This is a genomic window from Paenibacillus sp. FSL M7-0134 (assembly GCF_038007865.1).
Classification (GTDB): Bacteria; Bacillota; Bacilli; order Paenibacillales; family Paenibacillaceae; genus Paenibacillus; species Paenibacillus polymyxa_B.
The window spans coordinates 3,206,721-3,225,785 of sequence record NZ_JBBOXV010000001.1 but is presented as its reverse complement, the minus strand read 5'-3'; the positions used below and the strand labels follow the sequence as shown (position 1 = coordinate 3,225,785).

Below are 19,065 nucleotides of genomic sequence, written 5' to 3'. Positions count from 1 at the left end.
TCGCGGGATGCTTTCCCTTGATTTAAACGTGATTATTATTTTTTAAGGAACAATTTGGATTTATTATATAGCACACCTGTATCCATTGTAAAGTATTATTTTCCATACTTGATCATGTACAGGGTGATCTCATCTCGGTTATGGAATAGCTGCTTAGCTCGCTGAATCTGCATGCCGGACTCTTCAAATGAAGCAATTACATCATGAATGAGCGCCAAGGGCTTTTTATGCATTAGCTTGACCGTAACGATAGCAGTACCACCACTTCGCAAACTATATAGTAAATCAGTAACGAGCCTTGCCATTTGCTTAGGACTCCAGCTCATATCACAAACCAGCAGATCGAACGAATTCTCTTTAAATTTGACTTCACTTGCATTTTTACGCAAAAAAGTCAGATTGGCGTACTTCATCAGTGATGGCTCCATCTTTGCCGGATCAACCGCTGTAACTTTCAGTCCCCGTTCCAGTAAGAAGGAAGTCCATCCACCCGGTGCTGCCCCAATATCCAGTCCCTGATGGAAAGCGGCAAAATCTATGCCGAACGTTGCTTCTGCTTCCAATAGCTTGAATTTGGCACGAGAAATTTGTCCATCTTCTTTTTGAAAACGAACCGCGCCTCCGCTCCAATCCGATAGATTGTCCTCAGGACGCGATACACCTGCATACCACGTATCTGTATCTGCAAAAACGGACACAATAACATCGGCGCCTTGTACTGTCTGCTCCATAGGTAGATCACTTAATTGTTCACTCAAAGCCTGCTTGAGCGCACCTGCGCTTTCAATCCAACTGCTATTAGATCCTTTGCGCACTTGTAAAGAAACACGTTGATCAATCAGTTCCTTGCGGTTACGGATGAATGCAACCAGACGCTCCTGTACCTGAACCAGGTCCGTTCCTTCTTCCTGAAAATGAACAGGAAATAAGTGACGTAAAAACATCGGCGGCTGACCTGTAATTGTCCTCACTGCCTCAATTTCTTCCGCAGGTAATGTAGCCAGAAAAATTTCACCAGGTAAAAGCATCGTGCTTTTAACAGAGCCAAATATTCTTCTAAGCTCCTCTTGAGCATAGGGTGCAAAACCGTGATTGGCTGTACAAACAAATCTTGATGATGACAAAGTAGATTCACTTTGTTCATCTGTACTGATATATAGTTCCTCCAAAATAACATTACCCTCCAGTGCACACCCGAATCCAGGGGCGTTCTCCATCCCAATCCAGCTCAACCGGAACTTCATATGTGTGCATAATCAATTCTTTCGTTAAAACTTCCTTTTTCGGGCCAGCTGCTGCGACCTTACCATCACGAATCAATGCAACATGCGTAAAGAGGGGGACAATCTCCTCAATGTGATGAGTCACATAGACCACTGATAACTCCCGCTTGCGGAGCCGATCAATCTCGACCAGCATTTTTTCCCGCTCAAATAGATCCAACCCGGCACAAGGCTCGTCCATAATTAGCAGACGAGGTTCTGCCATCAGTGAGCGGGCCAGCATCACCTTTTTACGTTCTCCTTGAGATAACGTCCCCAGCGGGTGATGAATCAAGTCCCCTAAATTCATACCCTTCAGCAAAGATATGGCCTTTTCTTTTGCCTCTGTCGGAATTTCCTGATAGAAGCGCAAAAAAGCATACGCACCTGTAGCGACCACTTCCCAAACGGGATCTTTTAGCGCCAGCTTTTCCAACAAAGTCTGGCTGATATATCCGATTTGTTTGCGAACTTCCCGCACATCACATTGACCATACATTTGCCCAAGCACTTCAATCGTACCACGACTTGGAAACATATACCCTGTCATCATTTCCAGCAATGTTGTTTTACCGGAACCATTGCGACCCAGAATAGCCCAATGTTCACCTTCTCGTATGTCCAGGCTTACATCGTCCAAAATCCGTCTTTCTTCCCGCTGCAACGTAATGCTCTTCATGGATATCATTCCATCACGCTCCTTATTTTGCTCAGCAAGTGTTCTACAGATTCCATTTTGTAGATGATTTCAGGATTTTTGTTTTCACCATTATATATAATAAGCGCGGGAACACTGGATATCCGGTACTCCTGTACCAGTTCAGGAATATAGTTAATGTTGCTCTGCACCACTGCATCTTCAGGGAGCAAATACTCTGCTACCTCCAGCATTTTACGGGCAGCCGCGCATGTTCCACACATGGGAGTGTACACAAACAAAGCCAGCTTGCATCCCTCCCATATGGCACGGCGCACCTCTTTTTGTCCGATCTCTTTCATCGTTCAGACCCTTTTCTGATCTCTCGCATACGTTCCTCTGGTATGGGCCCGTTATGCACGGTGACTCCCTCTGGCTTATTCGCATAGAGTAGCTCGTACATGGCTCGCCGCCCCTCTGGACTGGAGGAATGCAAGTAAATTTCACGTGGATATAACCGTTTCCCTGCGATAGCAGCAGCCACATCCTTTCCCGTAGGCTGACCTGGACCCAAATCATAATCTAGCGATAGTATTGAAATAGGGTATTCATGAAGTAGCAGCAGACACTCATCCGCATCTCTTGCCAGCTTAAAGCCCGGAGGACAAGGCCGATAATCGTCCATAAACAAATACATCAACTTCTCCTCCTTTTTCCCATAAATGCAAGCTCACAAGCCTCAAAGATAGTTATTACCAATCAGACCGATTTACTCCCAGCTTAGAATCATTTGAATATCCTCCTGATGTGTCCCATCAGGTCCCGTCCCACTCTCCAAAACGATAGGAATACCTCTTACAGCATCCTGATCTGTCATCCAACGCATTCCTTGAGTACCAATGTAGCCTTGTCCCACACGGGCATGTCTGTCTTTTTTAGAGCCATATGGGTATTGAGAATCGTTCAAATGAACTCCGCACAGAGCTGACCAATAGCCGAGACGATTCCCTTTTTCGATCAAAGCCTCGTCCATTCCACCGTTCCATAATCCCGCTGCATACGCATGACAAGTGTCCAAGCAAAAGCCGATACTGTCAGGATTCTGGCACAACTGACGGATTTGCACCATTTCCTCAAGCGTGGTTCCCATGGGCCCGTGATCCCCCGCCTGATTTTCAATCAATATTTTAGCTTTTCCTTGCCAGCCTTCCAGCACATCATTAAAACAGTTAATAATGTTACGATAGCCCTCTAGTGGGTCTGACGAATGCATATGCCCAAAATGAACGACGATCCCTTTTGACCCACAGGCTTCAGCAATATCCAGATCATTGCGTAATGAAGCAATCGTCAGCTCATAAAGTTCCTGGCCACGCTCGGACCCATTAGCCGGATTAACGGGATATGGCGAATGAGCAATGGATTGAAGCTGGTGCTCTAAACAGTAAGCGTTGCAAGCAGCAGCATCAGTAGCACTCCATTCCTTCAGCCTAAGACTACGAGGATTTTTCGAGAAATATTGAAATGAACGTCCCCCCTGCTCTCGCGCACGCATAGCGGCTTTGGAAAAGCCACCACGCGTACTCACATGGGAGCCGATGAGCAATTTAGGCATCATGCTGCTGTACCGGGCAATAAAATGCTTTTTTCCCCGCCAGTTCAACCCTTACAATTTTTCCGCCACTTGGAGATTCTTCTCCTTCGCGGTCATATACTCGACACTGATGATCAAATCCACCTGTTAGCGTGTCCCCCTCCATTAGAGGCATTTCCATGTACCCGCCTTCCGCAGTAGCTTCACGTAGTACGGATTGAGTGGCATGATATAGCTTTTCCACTTTTTCTGGCGACTGCACAATGTTTTGTACTTTGGAACCCGGTGTAAATCCGGCGATATAAGCAATTTCGTCCGAATAACAATTGCCAATACCCGAAAAAATCTGCTGATTCACCAGCGTTGTTTTCAAAATCCCCCGGCGTCCCTTCAGCCGTGCTGTAAACTTTTCCAATGTCATGCGGCGGTCTAACGGATCAGGTCCCAGGTCTGACAAAGCCTCCTCTGTTTCTTTAGCCGTCAGCAAGTGCAGATAACCTAAGCGCAGTCCGATAAAATAAAGCTTTAATCCACTAAAATCTAATTCGATCTGAACTGTACGATCTGGACGCTGCTCCTCCGTTCCCAGATATAACAGTCCTCCCAACATCAGATGAAGTACGAGCCGCCCGCCCGTGTTTAAATGAAAAATCAAATGCTTGCCTCGACGCTCTAAATATACAACGGTCGTTCCCAGCAATTGCTTCTCAAACGTTTCCACTTCAGTATTAATGGACTTTTCACGGCTAACCGTCACTCCAGTAATCGGAATGTCCAAAATTTGTTTTGATAATAAGATTCTGTAGTTTTCCATTTCAGGAAGTTCCGGCATATCAACATCTTTCCTTTCGTAGCTACATAGCTTTTAATTCTCGCAAGTTTTGTAAGACATATACTTTCTATTATTTCAGCTCTTCTTTCATCCAGTCCTGCAGTTCAGCGAGATTTTCAAACATCAGGTCAGGTTTCACTCCAACGGTACGCACATGTTCATCCATATTAGCGCGGGTCGTCACGCCCGACAGGATCAGAGCTGTTTTACAACCTGCTGCTGCACCTGCCGCAATATCTGTAAGCATATTATCGCCCACAACCAGAGCTTCATCCGCCCTAATGTTTAAGCGGTTCAGCGCATAGTTCATCAATACGCTTGAAGGCTTACCGATGACAATAGGCTTTACCTGTGAAGCCGCTTCAATTGCAGCTCCAATCGTACCTGCACCTGGCGTTAGCCCATCATGTGAAGGCAATTGGAGATCCGGGTTTGTCAAAATAAAAGTTGCTCCTTCCCGAATCCAACGCATGGCAGCGGCCAGCGCATCATATGTAAATTGACGATCTATCCCCTGCACCACATAATCAGGATGGTTCTCAACAAGCTGCAAACCGGCTCCTGTGAGTGCATCGCGTAATCCTGTTTCACCAATACAATAGACACGAGCTCCAGGACTTTGCTGTGCAACATATTGTGCAGCTGCTAACGCCGAAGTATATACTTCATGGCTGGCCGCTTCAATTCCCATACCAACCAAATGCTCAGCCACCAATTCGGGTGTACGTGAAGCATTGTTTGTAACATAAGCATAAGGTATCTGGTCTGTACGCAATCGGGATATGAACAGATCCGCACCCTTGATCATCCGATTTCCATGATAAAGTGTTCCATCCAGATCAATTAGTAACGATTTTATCGCAATCCCCTCCCCCACTTCAAATCCATTCACATCAGAGCATTGAAAATTATAATTCATCCCATGAACGATGTTCTCCTTCTTATTTAACCACCTTAATTATTCAGGTCATAAAATAATCGGCCGTCTCCATTCATCTCATCTATCTTAAGTCAAAAATGCTTATGAAGTCCATGAATTGCTGGTAAACCCTCCAAAATGGCGCCATTCCTCGCTAAAAGCCGTCGCTTTCACATGACATAAGTTCACTTCTTCGTCGAAATCCATCGAAGGAGCTATTTCCTCAAAGGAAATCTCCTGTATTTCCTGGTCATACTCAAGAAATAGAATCCTTTAAATTCGATATATAGAAACTCGAATATGACACGCCTCTATATGTGGTAGAACAAATTCATCCCCCACCACCGTGTACGGGTTCTCATCTCTTGTCGCATCCTGCGCTTTCCCGGAAAATAATTTGGGTGAAAAACAAAGGCACCGGGGCAAGCCCCGGCACCCATGAACATATCTTCTCCAATCGTTTATTAACCGATATCGGGTACCGGTAACAACACATGCTGCTCCGCAAGCAATGAATTGGGAAATATGCTTCGCGCTTCCTCCAGCAATGGCTGAAGCTGCTCCTGATCTTTATACCTAGAACTAAAATGCGTCATGATTAGCTGACCCGCACCTGCGGCTTTTGCAGCTTCCGCTGCTTGAAGCGCCGTACTATGATGATACTCGTATGCTGTATCTGACAGTTCATGCAGAAAAGTGGCTTCATGAACGACGACAGTTGCATCTTGAGCCAGCACTACCGTATTCGGACAAGGTCTCGTATCCCCTAAAATCGTGATAATACGCCCTTTTTTCGGCGAACCCAGTACATCCTGAGGATGCAAAATAACTCCACCTTCTACCTCCACGCTTTCCCCACGCTTTAACTTACCGTACACCGGGCCGGGCTTAATACCATATCGCTCCAACAGCTCTTGGTTAAGCTTACCGGGCTTATCCATCTCTACAACTCGGTAGCCATAGCTGTCGATCCGATGATCCAGTAAAGCTGACTCCACCCGGAATTGACCGTCATCAAACAGAACCCCGCCCGTATGCTCTACAATATGTAGTTGGTAATTGATACGCGATTGGCTGATCCCTAAAGATAGCTCGATATATTGCTGGATTCCAGGCGGTCCATATACCGTCAGTGGTGTCGTTCCCCCCTGATACGCCCTGCTCGACAGCAGTCCCGGCAGACCAAAAAGATGATCCCCATGCAAATGGGTGATAAATATTTTTTCAAGTCTGCTTAGTTTGAGCGGCGAACGCAATACCTCTTGTTGAGTGCCTTCGCCGCAGTCGAACAGCCACATGCTTCTTCGTTCTTCCAGCAAACGAAGAGCGATGGACGTTACATTTCGCTGAATCGTAGGCACCCCTGCATTTGTACCGAGAAAATAAAATTCCATAACATTAACCTTCTTCCTGCTGACCAGCAAAAAACCTCCGAAGCTCGGAGGGTATTTGCTATCCTATCTGATAAAGGTGTTAAACCTTTTCGACGTTAAAATACTGCGCCTGAGGGTGGCTGAACACCATGGCTGATACAGAAGCCTCCGGTTCCATCATAAACCCTTCCGTCAGCTCAACGCCAATATCCTCAGGTTTTAACAACTGGAACAACGGCCCCTGATCCTCCAGATCTGGACATGCCGGATAGCCAAAGGATACCCGTATGCCTTGATATCTGGCACCGTGTCGCTGTTTCATTGTCATATCGGCAGGGTCTGGGAACCCCCAGCTATCCCTGATAATATGGTGAAGCCGTTCCGCTAACCCTTCTGCTACTTCGAGTGCTACCGCTTGAAGTGCATGCGAGCGCAGATAATCCCCTTTATCTTTCCACCGGGTAGATATCTGCTGAATCCCATGACCAGCTGTAACGACCATGAAACCTACATAGTCCATGACCCCGGATTCCACTGATTTCAAGAAATCAGCCAGACATAGATAAGGCTCTACCTGCTGGCGCGGGAATGTAAATGTGTGCAGTACCTTGCTCACATCCGACGGATCATAGATCAGAATTTGATTTCCTTGGGACTGCGCTGGAAAGAAACGATACATAGCATGTGCCTGGATGATTCCGTCCGTCACAGCTTCAAACATGATGCTGTCCACGGTTTCCTTCAACTGAATCGCTTTCGGATCTTCCGAAGCCAGCAGCTGCTCAACATTGCCTTTTAAACCAAGATGATGCCCCATTAGCATTTGCATATTCACGTAAGGCAAAATATAATTCAGTGGATAATTACGCAGTACATGACGATCCGTATCTGGTGGAATATAGACGGGCAGATCCTGAGCAATGTTAGAGCGCACAGCTCGAGTGAGCTTAGGGAGCGGCTTAGCTTCCACGACTATTGCCGCTTCAGCCTCCCGCTCAGCCTCCATGTCCTCAGCCATTTTTTTGCGGGACTCAGGATTCATAAGCTTGTTGGCAATATCCAGCCCATCCATAGCATCCTTTGCATAGGCAACCAGACCATCATACTCAGGACGGATACGATTTTTAGTGAACTTACGTGTTAAAGCAGCTCCACCAACCATTATTGGAATATCAATATTCGCATTTTTCAAATCCTGTGCGGTCAGCACCATTTGTTGTGCCGATTTAACAAGCAGTCCGGATAAGCCAATCATATCGGCCTTTTCTTCACGGTAAGCCTCAATAATGCGTTCTGGTGGTACTTTTATACCCAGATTCACGATATGGTAACCATTGTTGGATAGAATAATCTCCACCAGATTCTTACCAATGTCATGCACATCACCTTTGACTGTAGCCAACAAAATCTTACCTTTTACTGAGGATTCATTCTTCTCCATGAACGGCTCTAAATAGGCTACGGACGCCTTCATCACTTCAGCGCTTTGCAGCACCTCCGCAACAATCAGTTCGTTATTGTTAAACAGTCGTCCTACTTCCTCCATCCCCTTCATCAGCGGGCCGTTAATAATCTCCAGCGAAGAATATTTCACGAGCGCTTGCTCCAGATCCGGAATGAGTCCCTCCTTACTTCCCTCGACTACATAGGAAGCCAGTCGTTCTTCGAGCGAAAGGTTTGATATCTTTTCTTTTTTCTCCACTTTCTTGTTACGGAAAGCTGCTACAAAAGCGGATAAAGTATCGTCATTTGTTTTATAGATCAAGTCTTCCGCAAGTTTCCGCTCATGCTCTGGAATGGATGCATAACGTTCAAGCTTCTCAGTGTTTACAATCGCATAGTCCAGACCTGCTTTGGTGCATTCATATAAATAGACGGAATTGAGCACTTCACGACCCGCTTCCGGCAAACCAAAAGATACGTTACTGATGCCCAGGATGGTATGCACCCCGGGAAGCGCTTCTTTAATAATGCGAATGCCCTCAATGGTTTCCTTAGCTGAACCGATATATTGCTCATCACCTGTTCCTACTGGGAATACGAGCGTATCAAAAATTAGATCCTCCGCTGCCAAACCGTAACGGTTCACCAACAGATCATAAGAACGTTTAGCTACCTCAAGCTTATCCTCACGTGAAATAGCCTGTCCGCGTTCATCAATTGTTCCAACAACAACAGCGGCGCCGTACTTATGAATAAGAGGAGCCATTTTCTCAAATTTCTCTTCACCATCCTCCAAATTAATGGAGTTAATTATTGCCTTGCCTTGCGAATATTGAAGTGCTTTATCAATGACTTTAATATCCGTGGTATCAATCACCAAAGGTACCTTTACCTTGTTTACAACCAGTTTCAAAAATGCTTCCATATCCGTCATTTCATCGCGATCCGGGTCCTGCACACAAATATCAATGACATGCGCTCCGCTTTTTACCTGAGCACGGGCAATTTCAGATGCCTCTTCATATTTGCCTTCCACGATCAAACGCTTGAATTTGCGGGAGCCCAGAACATTCGTTCGCTCACCAACCATATACGGACGATTGTCCTGTTCAATATATACAGGCTCAATGCCCGATACGGCAGGAGGATGATGACCTACCAGCGGACGCGGCTCAAACTGCGCCATACTTTCACTCATAACTCGAATATGCTCAGGCGTGGTACCACAACAACCCCCAGCAATATTCAACCAGCCTTTTTCAGCGAAAGCAGCCATTTTACGTGCTAATGAATCAGGCGATTCATGGTATTGGCCATTTTCATCGGGCAAGCCAGCATTTGGATAACAGCTAATAGCTGCAGAGGACATTTCAGACAGAGAGCGAATATGATCACGCATAAACTCTGGACCTGTAGCACAATTCAATCCAATCGAAATTGGGTGCAAGTGTTCCAGTGATATGCAAAAGGATTCGATATTTTGTCCGGCCAACGTCGTTCCCATAGGCTCAATCGTGCCTGAAATCATTAGCGGAAGCTCGATACCTGTCTGCTCAAAAGCTTGCCGAATTCCGATGCTTCCAGCTTTGACGTTAAGCGTATCCTGTGAGGTCTCCAATAGCAGTACATCGACCCCGCCTTCAATAAGCGCCAAGGCCTGCTCTTGATAGCTTTCAATCAGTTCAGCAAATGTAACCCCACCTGTGACAGACAAGGTTTTCGTGGTTGGGCCCATAGCTCCTACTACAAAACGAGGCTTGTCCGCAGTGCTGTATTTATCCACCGCGTTACGCGCCAGTTTGGCCGCCACCAGATTAATTTCACGGGCACGTTCTGGTATATCGTAATCCGCCAAAACGACGGATGTTGCTCCAAATGTATTCGTTTCAATTAGATCTGCTCCGGCCTTCAAGTATGCTTCATGAATCCCTTGAATGACATCCGGTCTCGTTAAGACCAGCATTTCATTACAGCCCTCCAGCTCTTCCCCACCAAAATCATCGGGGGAAAGGTCTTCCTGTTGAATCATGGTGCCCATGGCCCCATCAAGAAGGAGTATTCTTCGTTGTAATGCATCCTGCAAGCTAACTTTATCCAAATTTCTTCACCCCCGCAAAACGTTAAATCCTAGTTTAGCAGAAACCGTATCATTTAGATAGATTGAAGTAAAAACATACGTTTTATACAGGTTGTTCTTTGTAAAAATGACTTCTCTTATCCATTTTTATAGTTTGTAGCATTATAGAGCGTACTTAACCCTGTATCCTTTAGCTATGGTCATTTGCATTATAAAATGTTGAAATCCTGTATTGTACAACGTTTCAAGACATGGTATTCTTTATACAACATTAATCCAAGTGGAAAAGAGGGAATATATATATATGGCCGAAATCTTAATACGTAATACCAATGAACGAATTAGCGGTGAAGAACAAGTACGTGAATTTCTGGAGAGTCACGAGATATTGTATGAACATTGGGATGCTTCCAAATTGTCTGGGGAGCTGCAAGAAAACTTTACCTTAACAGATGATCAAAAGGCCGCTGTTCTCAAAACATTTGAACCCGAAATCAAGGATTTAGCCGCACGTCGCGGATATAAAATATGGGACGTTATCACTTTATCTGAAGCAACGCCGAATTTGAACGAGCTGCTGGCCAAGTTTGAGCAAATTCACACCCACACCGAGGATGAAATCCGTGCCATTGTCGCTGGTAAAGGCATCTTCATCATTAAAGGCCCAGAAGAGATCGGCTATTTTAACGTAGAGCTTTCACCGGGGGACGTTATCTCCGTACCTGAAAATATACCTCACTTCTTCACTTTAATGGAGAATCAAAAGATCGTCGCAATCCGCTTGTTCATCGAAGAAAATGGCTGGATTGCCGAACCGTATGAAGATCCAACCTTCATTAAAGCATAATTACGAATTTATCCTTGTGTGAATAAAAAAACTCCCTCTGCTCTGTAACAATAGCGAAGGGAGTTTTCTTAATACTCGTTTCTAAAGACTATTGATTTCTTACTTTAACGATTGAATAATTCCGTCCAATTCAGACAGATGCTTGATTTGGAACTTCGGCTTGATCTCTGTGGTATTCGTTTTAGTGTTTCGGTTCACCCAGACCGAGTGTACACCTGCTGCCAACGCTCCTTGAATATCAGTCGTCAGTTTATCTCCTACCATTAAAGCATGTTCAGGCTCAATACCAAGAAGCCCCAAAGCATGCTGGAATATAGACGGATCAGGCTTGCCTCGACCAAATGAACCTGAAATGACAACATGATCAAAGAAAGGAGCTAATTGAGGAACTCCATCCAGTTTCTCCTGTTGTAGATCAGGGGAGCCATTTGTCAGCAATAACAGCTTGTAATGTCCCTTCAATTGTTCTAGAATCTCGAACGTTTCTTCATATACATGTGGACGCGCGCGTCTTTCCGAAGCAAATTGGGTAGCCAGCTTTTCCGCCAACTTCTCATTATCTATCCCTAGTTGCTGGAGTCCTCTGCGCCATGATTCCTTTCGATAAACAGGGGCCAACTGTTCCAATTGGCGGAATTCAGGTTGCTCACCTGCTGTAAAATTCGCCCACAATCCTTCAAACGGATTAATGCCGATCATTTGAGTAAAACTAAAGGTTTCATAGGATTCATACAAAGCGCGTGCTTCCTTACGTACGGCTTCCTCCAGAGTTTTTGGATCAACGCCTGCTTCACGGGAGCCTGTTTGACACGCTGCATCAAATGCCTCTTCTACACTACGTTCATCCCACAAAAGGGTATCATCAAGATCAAACATTACCGCCTGAATCGTCATCTGAATTATCCACTCTCTTTCCACAGTATATGTACGCCTATTTGCTTGATTAAGCATTTGAATCGTTATGTGTGCCCATATTAAGCAAGCGGCCGCAGCATGTTATATGAAATAACATCATACGGCCTTTGTTACAGAGCTACAGGCTAAATCAGTTATTTCTTGTCTACCTGTATCTGATTGGATAGCGCAAACTTCTCAAGTCGCTCTGCAATGGCATCCGTGTCATAGCGACCTAATGATTTTGTGAAAATAAAATTACCACCCTTACCTTTTCTTTCAACGGTTACGTAACCCTTTTCAATCTTGATGGCTTTCATGTCCCCTGCCGTCATTGGACGTTCTCTACCACCTTTCAGCATATAGAGAGTATCCTTTCCCACTTTCAAATAAGGACGACGGATGAAAAAGATAACAGCCAGCATCAAGTACAGGCCGAATACAAGCCAATCCATCCCTCGCATACCGGTCTTAGTCAAAAAGTAACTCATAAGCATGTACAATACAGAAAGACCAGCCAGCATAATTGGCACAGTAATGTTACGGCCACGGAAAATATCCATTGTAGAACCTGCGCCGCTAATGGTTTGAATGCCTTGCTTTTTGCGCGATTTATTTAAATGCGCTGTGTTTTTGCGTACTTTTCTTTCAAATGATCGGGCCATCTCTCAATTCCTTCCCAGATATATTACATTAAAACAATTGCCTCAAAGCTGATCTATATAGATACCATAAAAGGTACCTAAAACAAAAGGCAAATTGCAGGCTTGGGCACTTTAACAACATTAATGCTTCAGCCCGTCATTTCCTTTCGATGTATCATCGTCCACAAATTCAATCGTCTCAAGCTGCTGCCGAAAATTACGGCGAATGTTACCTAAATAAATTTCCCGAAGATTGGCGCGCTCTGTGGCTTCCTCTTCCGTCAAACCCTCGGATTTTGCTTTGCGCGCTAATTCATTAATGCGCTGTACCAAGCTGTCTATATCCAAATTGTGTCCCCTCCATAAAAGCAAAGATATAATACACTTTGACATGTAGAAAAGAGCTTGTCAAGGCTCCCGTATTACGCTCCCTGACAAGCTCTAATAGTCTATAGATCAGAAGTTAGGAAGCTTGAGTACCTGACCTGCCTGCACTCCCCGATCCTCCAAACCGTTAATCCGCACAATTCCTTCTATATATACCCGTGTATCCATTCGTTCCGGTTTATGATTTGCGGCAATCTCCCACAACGTATCCCCAGGTTGTACGGTCAGTTTAGTCACTTCTTCCTTGGAAGCTGAAGGTGCCGCGAAAACTGTAAGTACACCTGCCCCTGCAATCCAAGCAACAATCACTATAATAAGAAGCTTAAGTAAAAGAGTATTGGTAATAATCTGCATAAAACGTGCCCTACCCTCTTTTCGAGTCTCCTGTAAATTTTCTAAATTCATCGGAAAAATACTTTGATAAGTGCTATATTTCATCATTGGCTGTGTCCTCCAAACGTTTGTTCTTATGTTTTCACAATATAACACGAACATTTGTTTTGTTCAATAGAAAAGAGAACAAAAGTTCGTAATTATTTTTAGGGATTATTTAGAACTTATGTTTGTACGAACGGAGGTTCTATGCTATAATTTTCCCAAACGTTACTAAATGGGGTTGATACGGTATGTCTAAGATTTCGAGCCGCCAGCAGGCCATTCTTGAATTTATCCGCAATGAAGTGCGTCTAAAGGGATACCCCCCTTCTGTACGCGAAATAGGCGAGGCTGTCGGATTAGCCTCCAGTTCTACGGTTCATGGTCATTTGGATCGTTTAGAGAAAAAAGGACTCATTCGCCGCGATCCTACAAAACCACGGGCTATTGAGTTACTCGGTCAAGACGAATCGGATAACAGCAACTTGATTAATTACTCCATTAGTCGTGTCCCCGTCGTCGGCAAAGTAACTGCTGGCCTTCCTATTACGGCGACAGAAAATATTGAAGATTACTTTCCTCTTCCCCAACACTTTGTTGGTGAGGATAAAATATTCATGTTATCTGTTGTAGGCGAAAGCATGATTGAAGCTGGTATTGCTAACGGAGACTATGTAATCGTACGTCAGCAGCAGACCGCTGATAATGGTGATATTGTTGTAGCTATGACAGATGAAGACGAAGCTACAGTTAAAACCTTCTACAAAGAAAAGGATCATATCCGGCTTCAACCTGAAAATCCAGCCTTTGAACCGCTTCGCCTGACACACGTCAGCATTTTGGGCAAGGTTGTAGGACTCTTCCGGGACTTCCACTGATTTCTCGTTCTTTCTTCCCCGTTATTCTATCCACTAATACAAAACCGGCTGCCTAGGGCAAGCCGGTTTTGTATTGCTATTATGTTTATTATGTATCTCACAACTATTTCATTTCAGCAACCTATCCCTATTTTTTCTACTAAAAATCAGCCTCCTCATCTCAAATAATCCCCCACTGACCTTGAGCAGCTATACTGTCATGGGCAAAACTAATAGATCTTTCTTTGTTTTAGATAAATATGGTATATTAATTACTTATAGCTCTGTAGGAGGAATTAAATGAAAAAAATTATAATTTCAGCGTTTGTTGTGATATTTATCGCCATAAGCTGTGTAGTTCCAACAATGGATCATTTGAATGCAAAAGAGAACTCCCACATAACAACCTATGACCATATTAAGTATATACAAATACTTATCCATTTCAGGTATTTAGAAAAGCAACTCGAAGCTGTAATTTTCGAAAGAAATAATTATCCAGAAGACAGCCAAGAATATAAACAGCTCTCTGAACAACTGAATCATATTCTTGCTCAAGAGGCGTACTACGAGAAAAAACTTAACACTCTTAATAGTAAATAATTTTCATACTAACTGCCTATTATCTTTATCTACACTATTAGACTCATGCCGACCTGCCTGTAACATTCTCCTGCAACGTAAAGTTGAAAAGGCGAAGACAGGTTCGCATGAGTTTTTTTATTATCCATTAGGAATATAGGTACTAGCTTCTTTTTGCTTTTAATAGATTTATGCTGATACATTACTATCACAATTGACATATGTATATAGCAGAACTAAGCAAAGGAGATATGCAGATGATCAGAAATAGAGTTAAAACGTATAAGCATCGCATCGGGAAAAACAGATATCTGGTCGTTAAAGTCTTTCAAGCCGCAGCTGCTAAAACAGGAAGCGGAAATGCACTAGCAACCAATGCCTTGAATATCAAAATTTCCAAGCGTAAGCATAAACGCCACTAAGATTTAACCGTACCTTCATTTCTTGAAGGGAGGTGATATTATGAGCAGAAGACATTGCAAACGTGATTTAAGAAGAAGAAGATTAAACATCCGTTCCACTCAAAGAGCCATTGCGCGTGCAAGAGGTAACGCACTGGCTGTTAATCTGTTTAGCGTAAATGATAGACAACGCAGACGTTAATAAACGTTTTCAAGCAAAAGCGGGAAGGATTCTTCCTGCTTTTTTTGTGTTAAACGATACACCCAACTCCTAAATCCCATAGAACTGCTAAATTCAGTTGCCTTCCTTTTAAATACCATACATATTCAACTATGCTTTCCACTGGTTAAAACAGAAGCGAAATGGTACCCAGTCAAAAGCAGCAGCATTCTTGACTCAAATACTTTGTGTACAACTGACCACACCTATAGCCCTCAAACTTGCTTCAGCTTTTTTCACTTAAGTATTCCGGCTGTATATCCGTCCATGGTTTGTACGTTGCTGCATTGTTTGCTCAATTTTTTATTTTAAAACTTTATAAGGCCCCACTTGCCCACCACCGTATTCCACAAACTCCATCATATCCTACTCAACGGCTGGACTACAGATGCTCTTATCTGACTTAATGCAGCTGAAAACAATTCGATATTGGATCAACACTTCATATGTATGATTCATGTTGATCAACTCGACAATTCATTCTGGATAAGCGCTAAAAATCCTTCTCTAAATAATCATACCCTTACATGATTATTTAGAAAGCTAATATCCGACACATAAAGATAAAATACAACAAACAAAGACAAGAAAAAATTTCTCTTCACAACCAATGAACTATGTACAAATACATTACACATGTATAACATTAAATACAAATACTAGAAAGGTGGTAACAATTAATGAAAAAAGTATCTTTACTAGCATCAGTAGCAATGCTAATCTCATCTGTAGCTTTTGCTGCACCTTCTTTTGCAGATCAGGTCACAAGTGACACTTATAGTTCATTACAAGACTCAAATAGAAGTATAGAGTCTGTTACGCCTTTTGCTAATGTTGAATATGTCGTTACTGTAAATACGGCCAATCTCAAAGATGCCGGAACAGACTCGAACATCTCTATAACTCTGTATGGTTCTAATGGAGATTATGCTACCGCTACACTCAATGGTAGCTTTGAACAAGGAGATTCCGATACAACAAGAATCAGCACTAGTAACCTAGGTGACATCAGAAAAATTACTATTAGAACTGATGGATCTGGGTATAAACCAGGTTGGAAAATCGCTAATGTCAAAATATCTGGAAACGGGAAAACTTTCTCATTTGCAGGTCCTAACCGTTGGCTTGGTGACGGCGGTTCCGCAGATTCCGAAACACTTTTTCCATCCTAAAACAAATATTCATACAAAAGACTCTGTCGATATTTGGATAGAGTCTTTTAGTTTTGGATGAATAATCCTACTAAAATTGTATCGCCGTAATTATAACCCCATCTCAAGAATCAATTTTAAGAATAAACTCACTAATGGGAAAATGTTATGTAATTTTGCTATATAAACAAAAGCTAAGAAATGGCCGCTGGAAAAATATATTGAATCTACTAAGAAAATCATAGCTTTAAAAAGAATTCAAGCATCAAATCACAACACCTAATTTTTTCGATTTAGCATGTCTCTTTTAGTCTCAATACTTTTAAGTTGATCATGTACATTTTCGAATATTGGATTATTATTTCCATCTACCTGACTTAGCGTAGCTGCGAACAGTTCGGTATTCTACTTTACCAATTTGTACTTATGATCAACAGTTACATTACTCTCTTGTATTTTCACAATAATCTCATCCCCAATAGCCGCCAGTGAAAGCAATTAACCCTCAAGCCAATTCTCTTATCATAGGATACCTCCAAAGTATAATAAATCTTCTAAATACTATACTGAAAGATGTGTCAAAGTATCGTGCGTATTATCGCAAATAAAAGACTCATACCAGTTATTGTTGCAAACTAATAAGGCCCTATCTGAGATTAAATTTAGGTATTAGGAAGGATTGTACCCATTCAATGAAACATTCCCCTTCTTACAAAATACAATAAGCGCAAATCTATTATGGCAGGAAATCCACCAAGTATTCGCCAAAAGAGAAGCGAATACTGTAGCTATTGCCAAATAGCTTATGCGCTCATTGAGTTCAACTATTTGCCATCCATGAGTGAAGTGGTATTATCCAACAGTTCTTTTCACGAATTAAACCCAAAGTGATTTAGTGATGATAACTAAGAGAATAAAGAGCACTAAAATTGCCGCTGTAGAAGTCCATACACCGCCGCCACCTGCACCTTCATATGCACCCATGTCTTAAACCTCCTTTATTTGTCGTTCACCTTAATATATGTATAAATACGTTCAGTGATAGGGCATGCAGGTAAACAAAACAAAGGCTCACACCCAGATAAACCGGTAGAGCCTAATAATCTTTATAAAAGAATTAATTTCAAGATGATTACCAACAAAATGAAGAGTGCCAAGACAGCAGCTATCGATGTCCAAATCTTCCCGGCCGTCTCTTCGTAGCCTCTTTCTATTCCTCTCACACGTAACGCCTCCTTTGTTTACTCCACAGGCTATGCGAGGTCTTGTTTATGGGATGGACTTCTAGGAAAATAAAAACACTTTACCAGCGTATCCAGCAAGGTGCCACTGATGAAGAACTTTTACTATTGCCACAACTAAAGAACAACAAGAAGGACTCCTACAGCATTTAGCTGATAGAGTCCTTCTTTATATCTGCCTTAATTCAATTTAATTGCATTGAGTTATGGCTTCGAGTATATATTTTTCACTCCTCAAGACTCAATTAATGAATTCTACTATATTCCAAAACAATAAACATCCCGTCAGCGCATGCCAGTAGGGTATCACCCATTCTTTCGGATTATGCAACGGTTTGGTGATATTTCAAAAGAATTTATGTAAGGTCAGGCTGCTCGCCTTACGATATTAAACGTACTGTCCAGTTCCAAGTACCTTGGCTTGTTACTTTGATCTTATCCCCAACGATAAAAAAGGCCGTATTTGTGGTGGAATCCCCGAAGAAGCCCTTGTACCACTCTTTGCCTGGCTAATCGATTAAACCCTTCGGCGCGTTCCAGTGCCACCCCACATATCTATATTTGCTCCTTCAAAAACTTCAAGAAAATTCCTCTTAACATTAGATGGCAAGTATAAAGTAAAAAAAAAAGTCCCAGCTAGGTGCCGAGACTTATTTAATTAATAGAAATTCAATTTTGAACTAACGTTCCAGTTAGTTATAGGGTTCCCAGTTCGTATCGCGTATATCTTTATCTGAGGCTTTTCTCACAAACTCTATGCATTTTTCTTCGCAAGCGCCAAATACTTTATAATTTTGCTGGCCCTGTCTTAAAGATACTATGTTTGCCCCACCATCATAATCAGGATCTGCAAACTGAATACCATCATCTTCCCAAAAACAAATTTCACAAATATCATAGGTTCCAGGCGGTTCATCGTTTAAGGTTTTGTAACCACAGCAAGGACAAGTATATTTTCCCACCGCTATAAGACCTCTCCTTATTATGTATCTATTTTTTTGTTCCGTTAGCCAGTTAAGTGAGTCCTTCATTACTTGTAATTTAAGGAGATAGGAAGATCTCTTTCGGATAAATCGCTTTAAACATCAATATATCGGTCTGTATATCCTGTCTGTATCTGTATCAATCACATAACCAACCTCTGTGTCATCTTCAAAACGCAATCGATTAAAATTATGAAGTCGACAAAATATATCAGGTAAATCTCTAATATTAAGAGTTATCATTTTTGCTTGTATATACTTTTGATATAGTTCTTCTTGTGTGCATTGGTGACCAGTAATCAAATTTTGAAAAAAGTAACCTTCAATTTTAATAATCATAAAATCA

21 protein-coding genes are annotated in these 19,065 nt (G+C 42.6%); 6 read left to right on the top strand and 15 right to left on the bottom strand.

Annotation, left to right across the window (positions count from 1 at the left end; genetic code table 11):
• Positions 1-95: 95 nt before the first annotated feature.
• The 9 genes from NSQ58_RS14535 to metH all read right to left on the bottom strand — a co-directional run bounded on the left by NSQ58_RS14535 (position 96) and on the right by metH (position 10,158).
• On the bottom strand, positions 96-1,154 hold the full coding sequence (locus tag NSQ58_RS14535; RefSeq protein WP_075155058.1) for an SAM-dependent methyltransferase: 1,059 nt from the start codon (positions 1,152-1,154) through the stop codon (positions 96-98).
• A gap of 22 nt (positions 1,155-1,176) precedes the next feature.
• Complete coding sequence (locus NSQ58_RS14530; RefSeq protein ID WP_341057633.1) at positions 1,177-1,950, bottom strand: ABC transporter ATP-binding protein; 774 nt, start codon at positions 1,948-1,950, stop codon at positions 1,177-1,179.
• Positions 1,947-2,261, bottom strand: a complete 315-nt coding sequence (locus NSQ58_RS14525; protein ID WP_341057632.1) for a thioredoxin family protein — start codon at positions 2,259-2,261, stop codon at positions 1,947-1,949. Before NSQ58_RS14525 ends, NSQ58_RS14530 begins: the two co-directional genes overlap by 4 nt.
• Positions 2,258-2,596, bottom strand: a complete 339-nt coding sequence (locus NSQ58_RS14520; RefSeq protein ID WP_025724126.1) for a cyclic-phosphate processing receiver domain-containing protein — start codon at positions 2,594-2,596, stop codon at positions 2,258-2,260. The genes NSQ58_RS14525 and NSQ58_RS14520 overlap by 4 nt, the downstream gene beginning before the upstream one ends.
• A 72-nt stretch (positions 2,597-2,668) precedes the next feature.
• A complete protein-coding gene (locus tag NSQ58_RS14515) occupies positions 2,669-3,517 on the bottom strand; it encodes a deoxyribonuclease IV (RefSeq protein ID WP_341057789.1) in 849 nt (282 codons plus the stop codon).
• Complete coding sequence (locus NSQ58_RS14510; RefSeq protein WP_028541727.1) at positions 3,507-4,325, bottom strand: Fpg/Nei family DNA glycosylase; 819 nt, start codon at positions 4,323-4,325, stop codon at positions 3,507-3,509. The genes NSQ58_RS14515 and NSQ58_RS14510 overlap by 11 nt, the downstream gene beginning before the upstream one ends.
• A gap of 70 nt (positions 4,326-4,395) precedes the next feature.
• Positions 4,396-5,244 (bottom strand): TIGR01457 family HAD-type hydrolase, encoded by an 849-nt coding sequence (locus tag NSQ58_RS14505; protein ID WP_341057631.1) that lies wholly within the window; start codon positions 5,242-5,244, stop codon positions 4,396-4,398.
• A 464-nt stretch (positions 5,245-5,708) separates the two neighbouring features.
• Positions 5,709-6,638 (bottom strand): ribonuclease Z, encoded by a 930-nt coding sequence (rnz, locus tag NSQ58_RS14500; RefSeq protein WP_076295952.1) that lies wholly within the window; start codon positions 6,636-6,638, stop codon positions 5,709-5,711.
• A gap of 79 nt (positions 6,639-6,717) precedes the next feature.
• Complete coding sequence (gene metH, locus NSQ58_RS14495; protein WP_068942630.1) at positions 6,718-10,158, bottom strand: methionine synthase; 3,441 nt, start codon at positions 10,156-10,158, stop codon at positions 6,718-6,720.
• A 283-nt stretch (positions 10,159-10,441) separates the two neighbouring features.
• Here metH and NSQ58_RS14490 point away from each other — a divergent pair, with 283 nt between their 5' ends.
• Positions 10,442-10,984: a 1,2-dihydroxy-3-keto-5-methylthiopentene dioxygenase gene (locus NSQ58_RS14490; protein ID WP_023989001.1), complete on the top strand. Its 543-nt coding sequence runs from the start codon at positions 10,442-10,444 to the stop codon at positions 10,982-10,984.
• 99 nt (positions 10,985-11,083) lie between these two features.
• Here the strand turns inward: NSQ58_RS14490 and NSQ58_RS14485 are convergent, their stop codons facing one another.
• The 4 genes from NSQ58_RS14485 to NSQ58_RS14470 all read right to left on the bottom strand — a co-directional run bounded on the left by NSQ58_RS14485 (position 11,084) and on the right by NSQ58_RS14470 (position 13,347).
• On the bottom strand, positions 11,084-11,878 hold the full coding sequence (locus NSQ58_RS14485; protein WP_023989002.1) for an HAD family hydrolase: 795 nt from the start codon (positions 11,876-11,878) through the stop codon (positions 11,084-11,086).
• Between the two features lie 155 nt (positions 11,879-12,033).
• The gene (locus NSQ58_RS14480) at positions 12,034-12,543 is read right to left on the bottom strand and encodes a hypothetical protein (RefSeq protein WP_023989003.1); all 510 of its coding nucleotides are present in this window, start codon (positions 12,541-12,543) and stop codon (positions 12,034-12,036) included.
• A 120-nt stretch (positions 12,544-12,663) separates the two neighbouring features.
• The gene (locus tag NSQ58_RS14475; protein WP_013310543.1) at positions 12,664-12,870 is read right to left on the bottom strand and encodes a DUF896 domain-containing protein; all 207 of its coding nucleotides are present in this window, start codon (positions 12,868-12,870) and stop codon (positions 12,664-12,666) included.
• 108 nt (positions 12,871-12,978) lie between these two features.
• A complete protein-coding gene (locus NSQ58_RS14470) occupies positions 12,979-13,347 on the bottom strand; it encodes a LysM peptidoglycan-binding domain-containing protein (protein WP_034095187.1) in 369 nt (122 codons plus the stop codon).
• 188 nt (positions 13,348-13,535) lie between these two features.
• Between NSQ58_RS14470 and lexA the strand changes: the two genes are divergently transcribed.
• The 5 genes from lexA to NSQ58_RS14445 all read left to right on the top strand — a co-directional run bounded on the left by lexA (position 13,536) and on the right by NSQ58_RS14445 (position 16,516).
• The gene (gene lexA, locus NSQ58_RS14465; protein ID WP_013310545.1) at positions 13,536-14,162 is read left to right on the top strand and encodes a transcriptional repressor LexA; all 627 of its coding nucleotides are present in this window, start codon (positions 13,536-13,538) and stop codon (positions 14,160-14,162) included.
• 279 nt (positions 14,163-14,441) lie between these two features.
• Entirely contained in the window at positions 14,442-14,744 is a 303-nt protein-coding gene (locus NSQ58_RS14460) for a hypothetical protein (protein WP_341057629.1), read from the top strand.
• A gap of 236 nt (positions 14,745-14,980) precedes the next feature.
• On the top strand, positions 14,981-15,145 hold the full coding sequence (locus NSQ58_RS14455; RefSeq protein ID WP_013310546.1) for a hypothetical protein: 165 nt from the start codon (positions 14,981-14,983) through the stop codon (positions 15,143-15,145).
• Between the two features lie 40 nt (positions 15,146-15,185).
• Complete coding sequence (locus tag NSQ58_RS14450; protein WP_167348633.1) at positions 15,186-15,326, top strand: hypothetical protein; 141 nt, start codon at positions 15,186-15,188, stop codon at positions 15,324-15,326.
• A gap of 698 nt (positions 15,327-16,024) precedes the next feature.
• Positions 16,025-16,516, top strand: a complete 492-nt coding sequence (locus NSQ58_RS14445) for a PLAT/LH2 domain-containing protein (protein WP_023989006.1) — start codon at positions 16,025-16,027, stop codon at positions 16,514-16,516.
• An 855-nt stretch (positions 16,517-17,371) separates the two neighbouring features.
• On the opposite strand, the gene NSQ58_RS14440 is transcribed toward NSQ58_RS14445, so the two are convergent.
• Both NSQ58_RS14440 and NSQ58_RS14430 read right to left on the bottom strand, forming a co-directional pair.
• Positions 17,372-17,479: a hypothetical protein gene (locus NSQ58_RS14440; RefSeq protein ID WP_023989007.1), complete on the bottom strand. Its 108-nt coding sequence runs from the start codon at positions 17,477-17,479 to the stop codon at positions 17,372-17,374.
• Between the two features lie 949 nt (positions 17,480-18,428).
• The gene (locus NSQ58_RS14430) at positions 18,429-18,698 is read right to left on the bottom strand and encodes a CPCC family cysteine-rich protein (protein ID WP_023989009.1); all 270 of its coding nucleotides are present in this window, start codon (positions 18,696-18,698) and stop codon (positions 18,429-18,431) included.
• Positions 18,699-19,065: the final 367 nt, after the last annotated feature.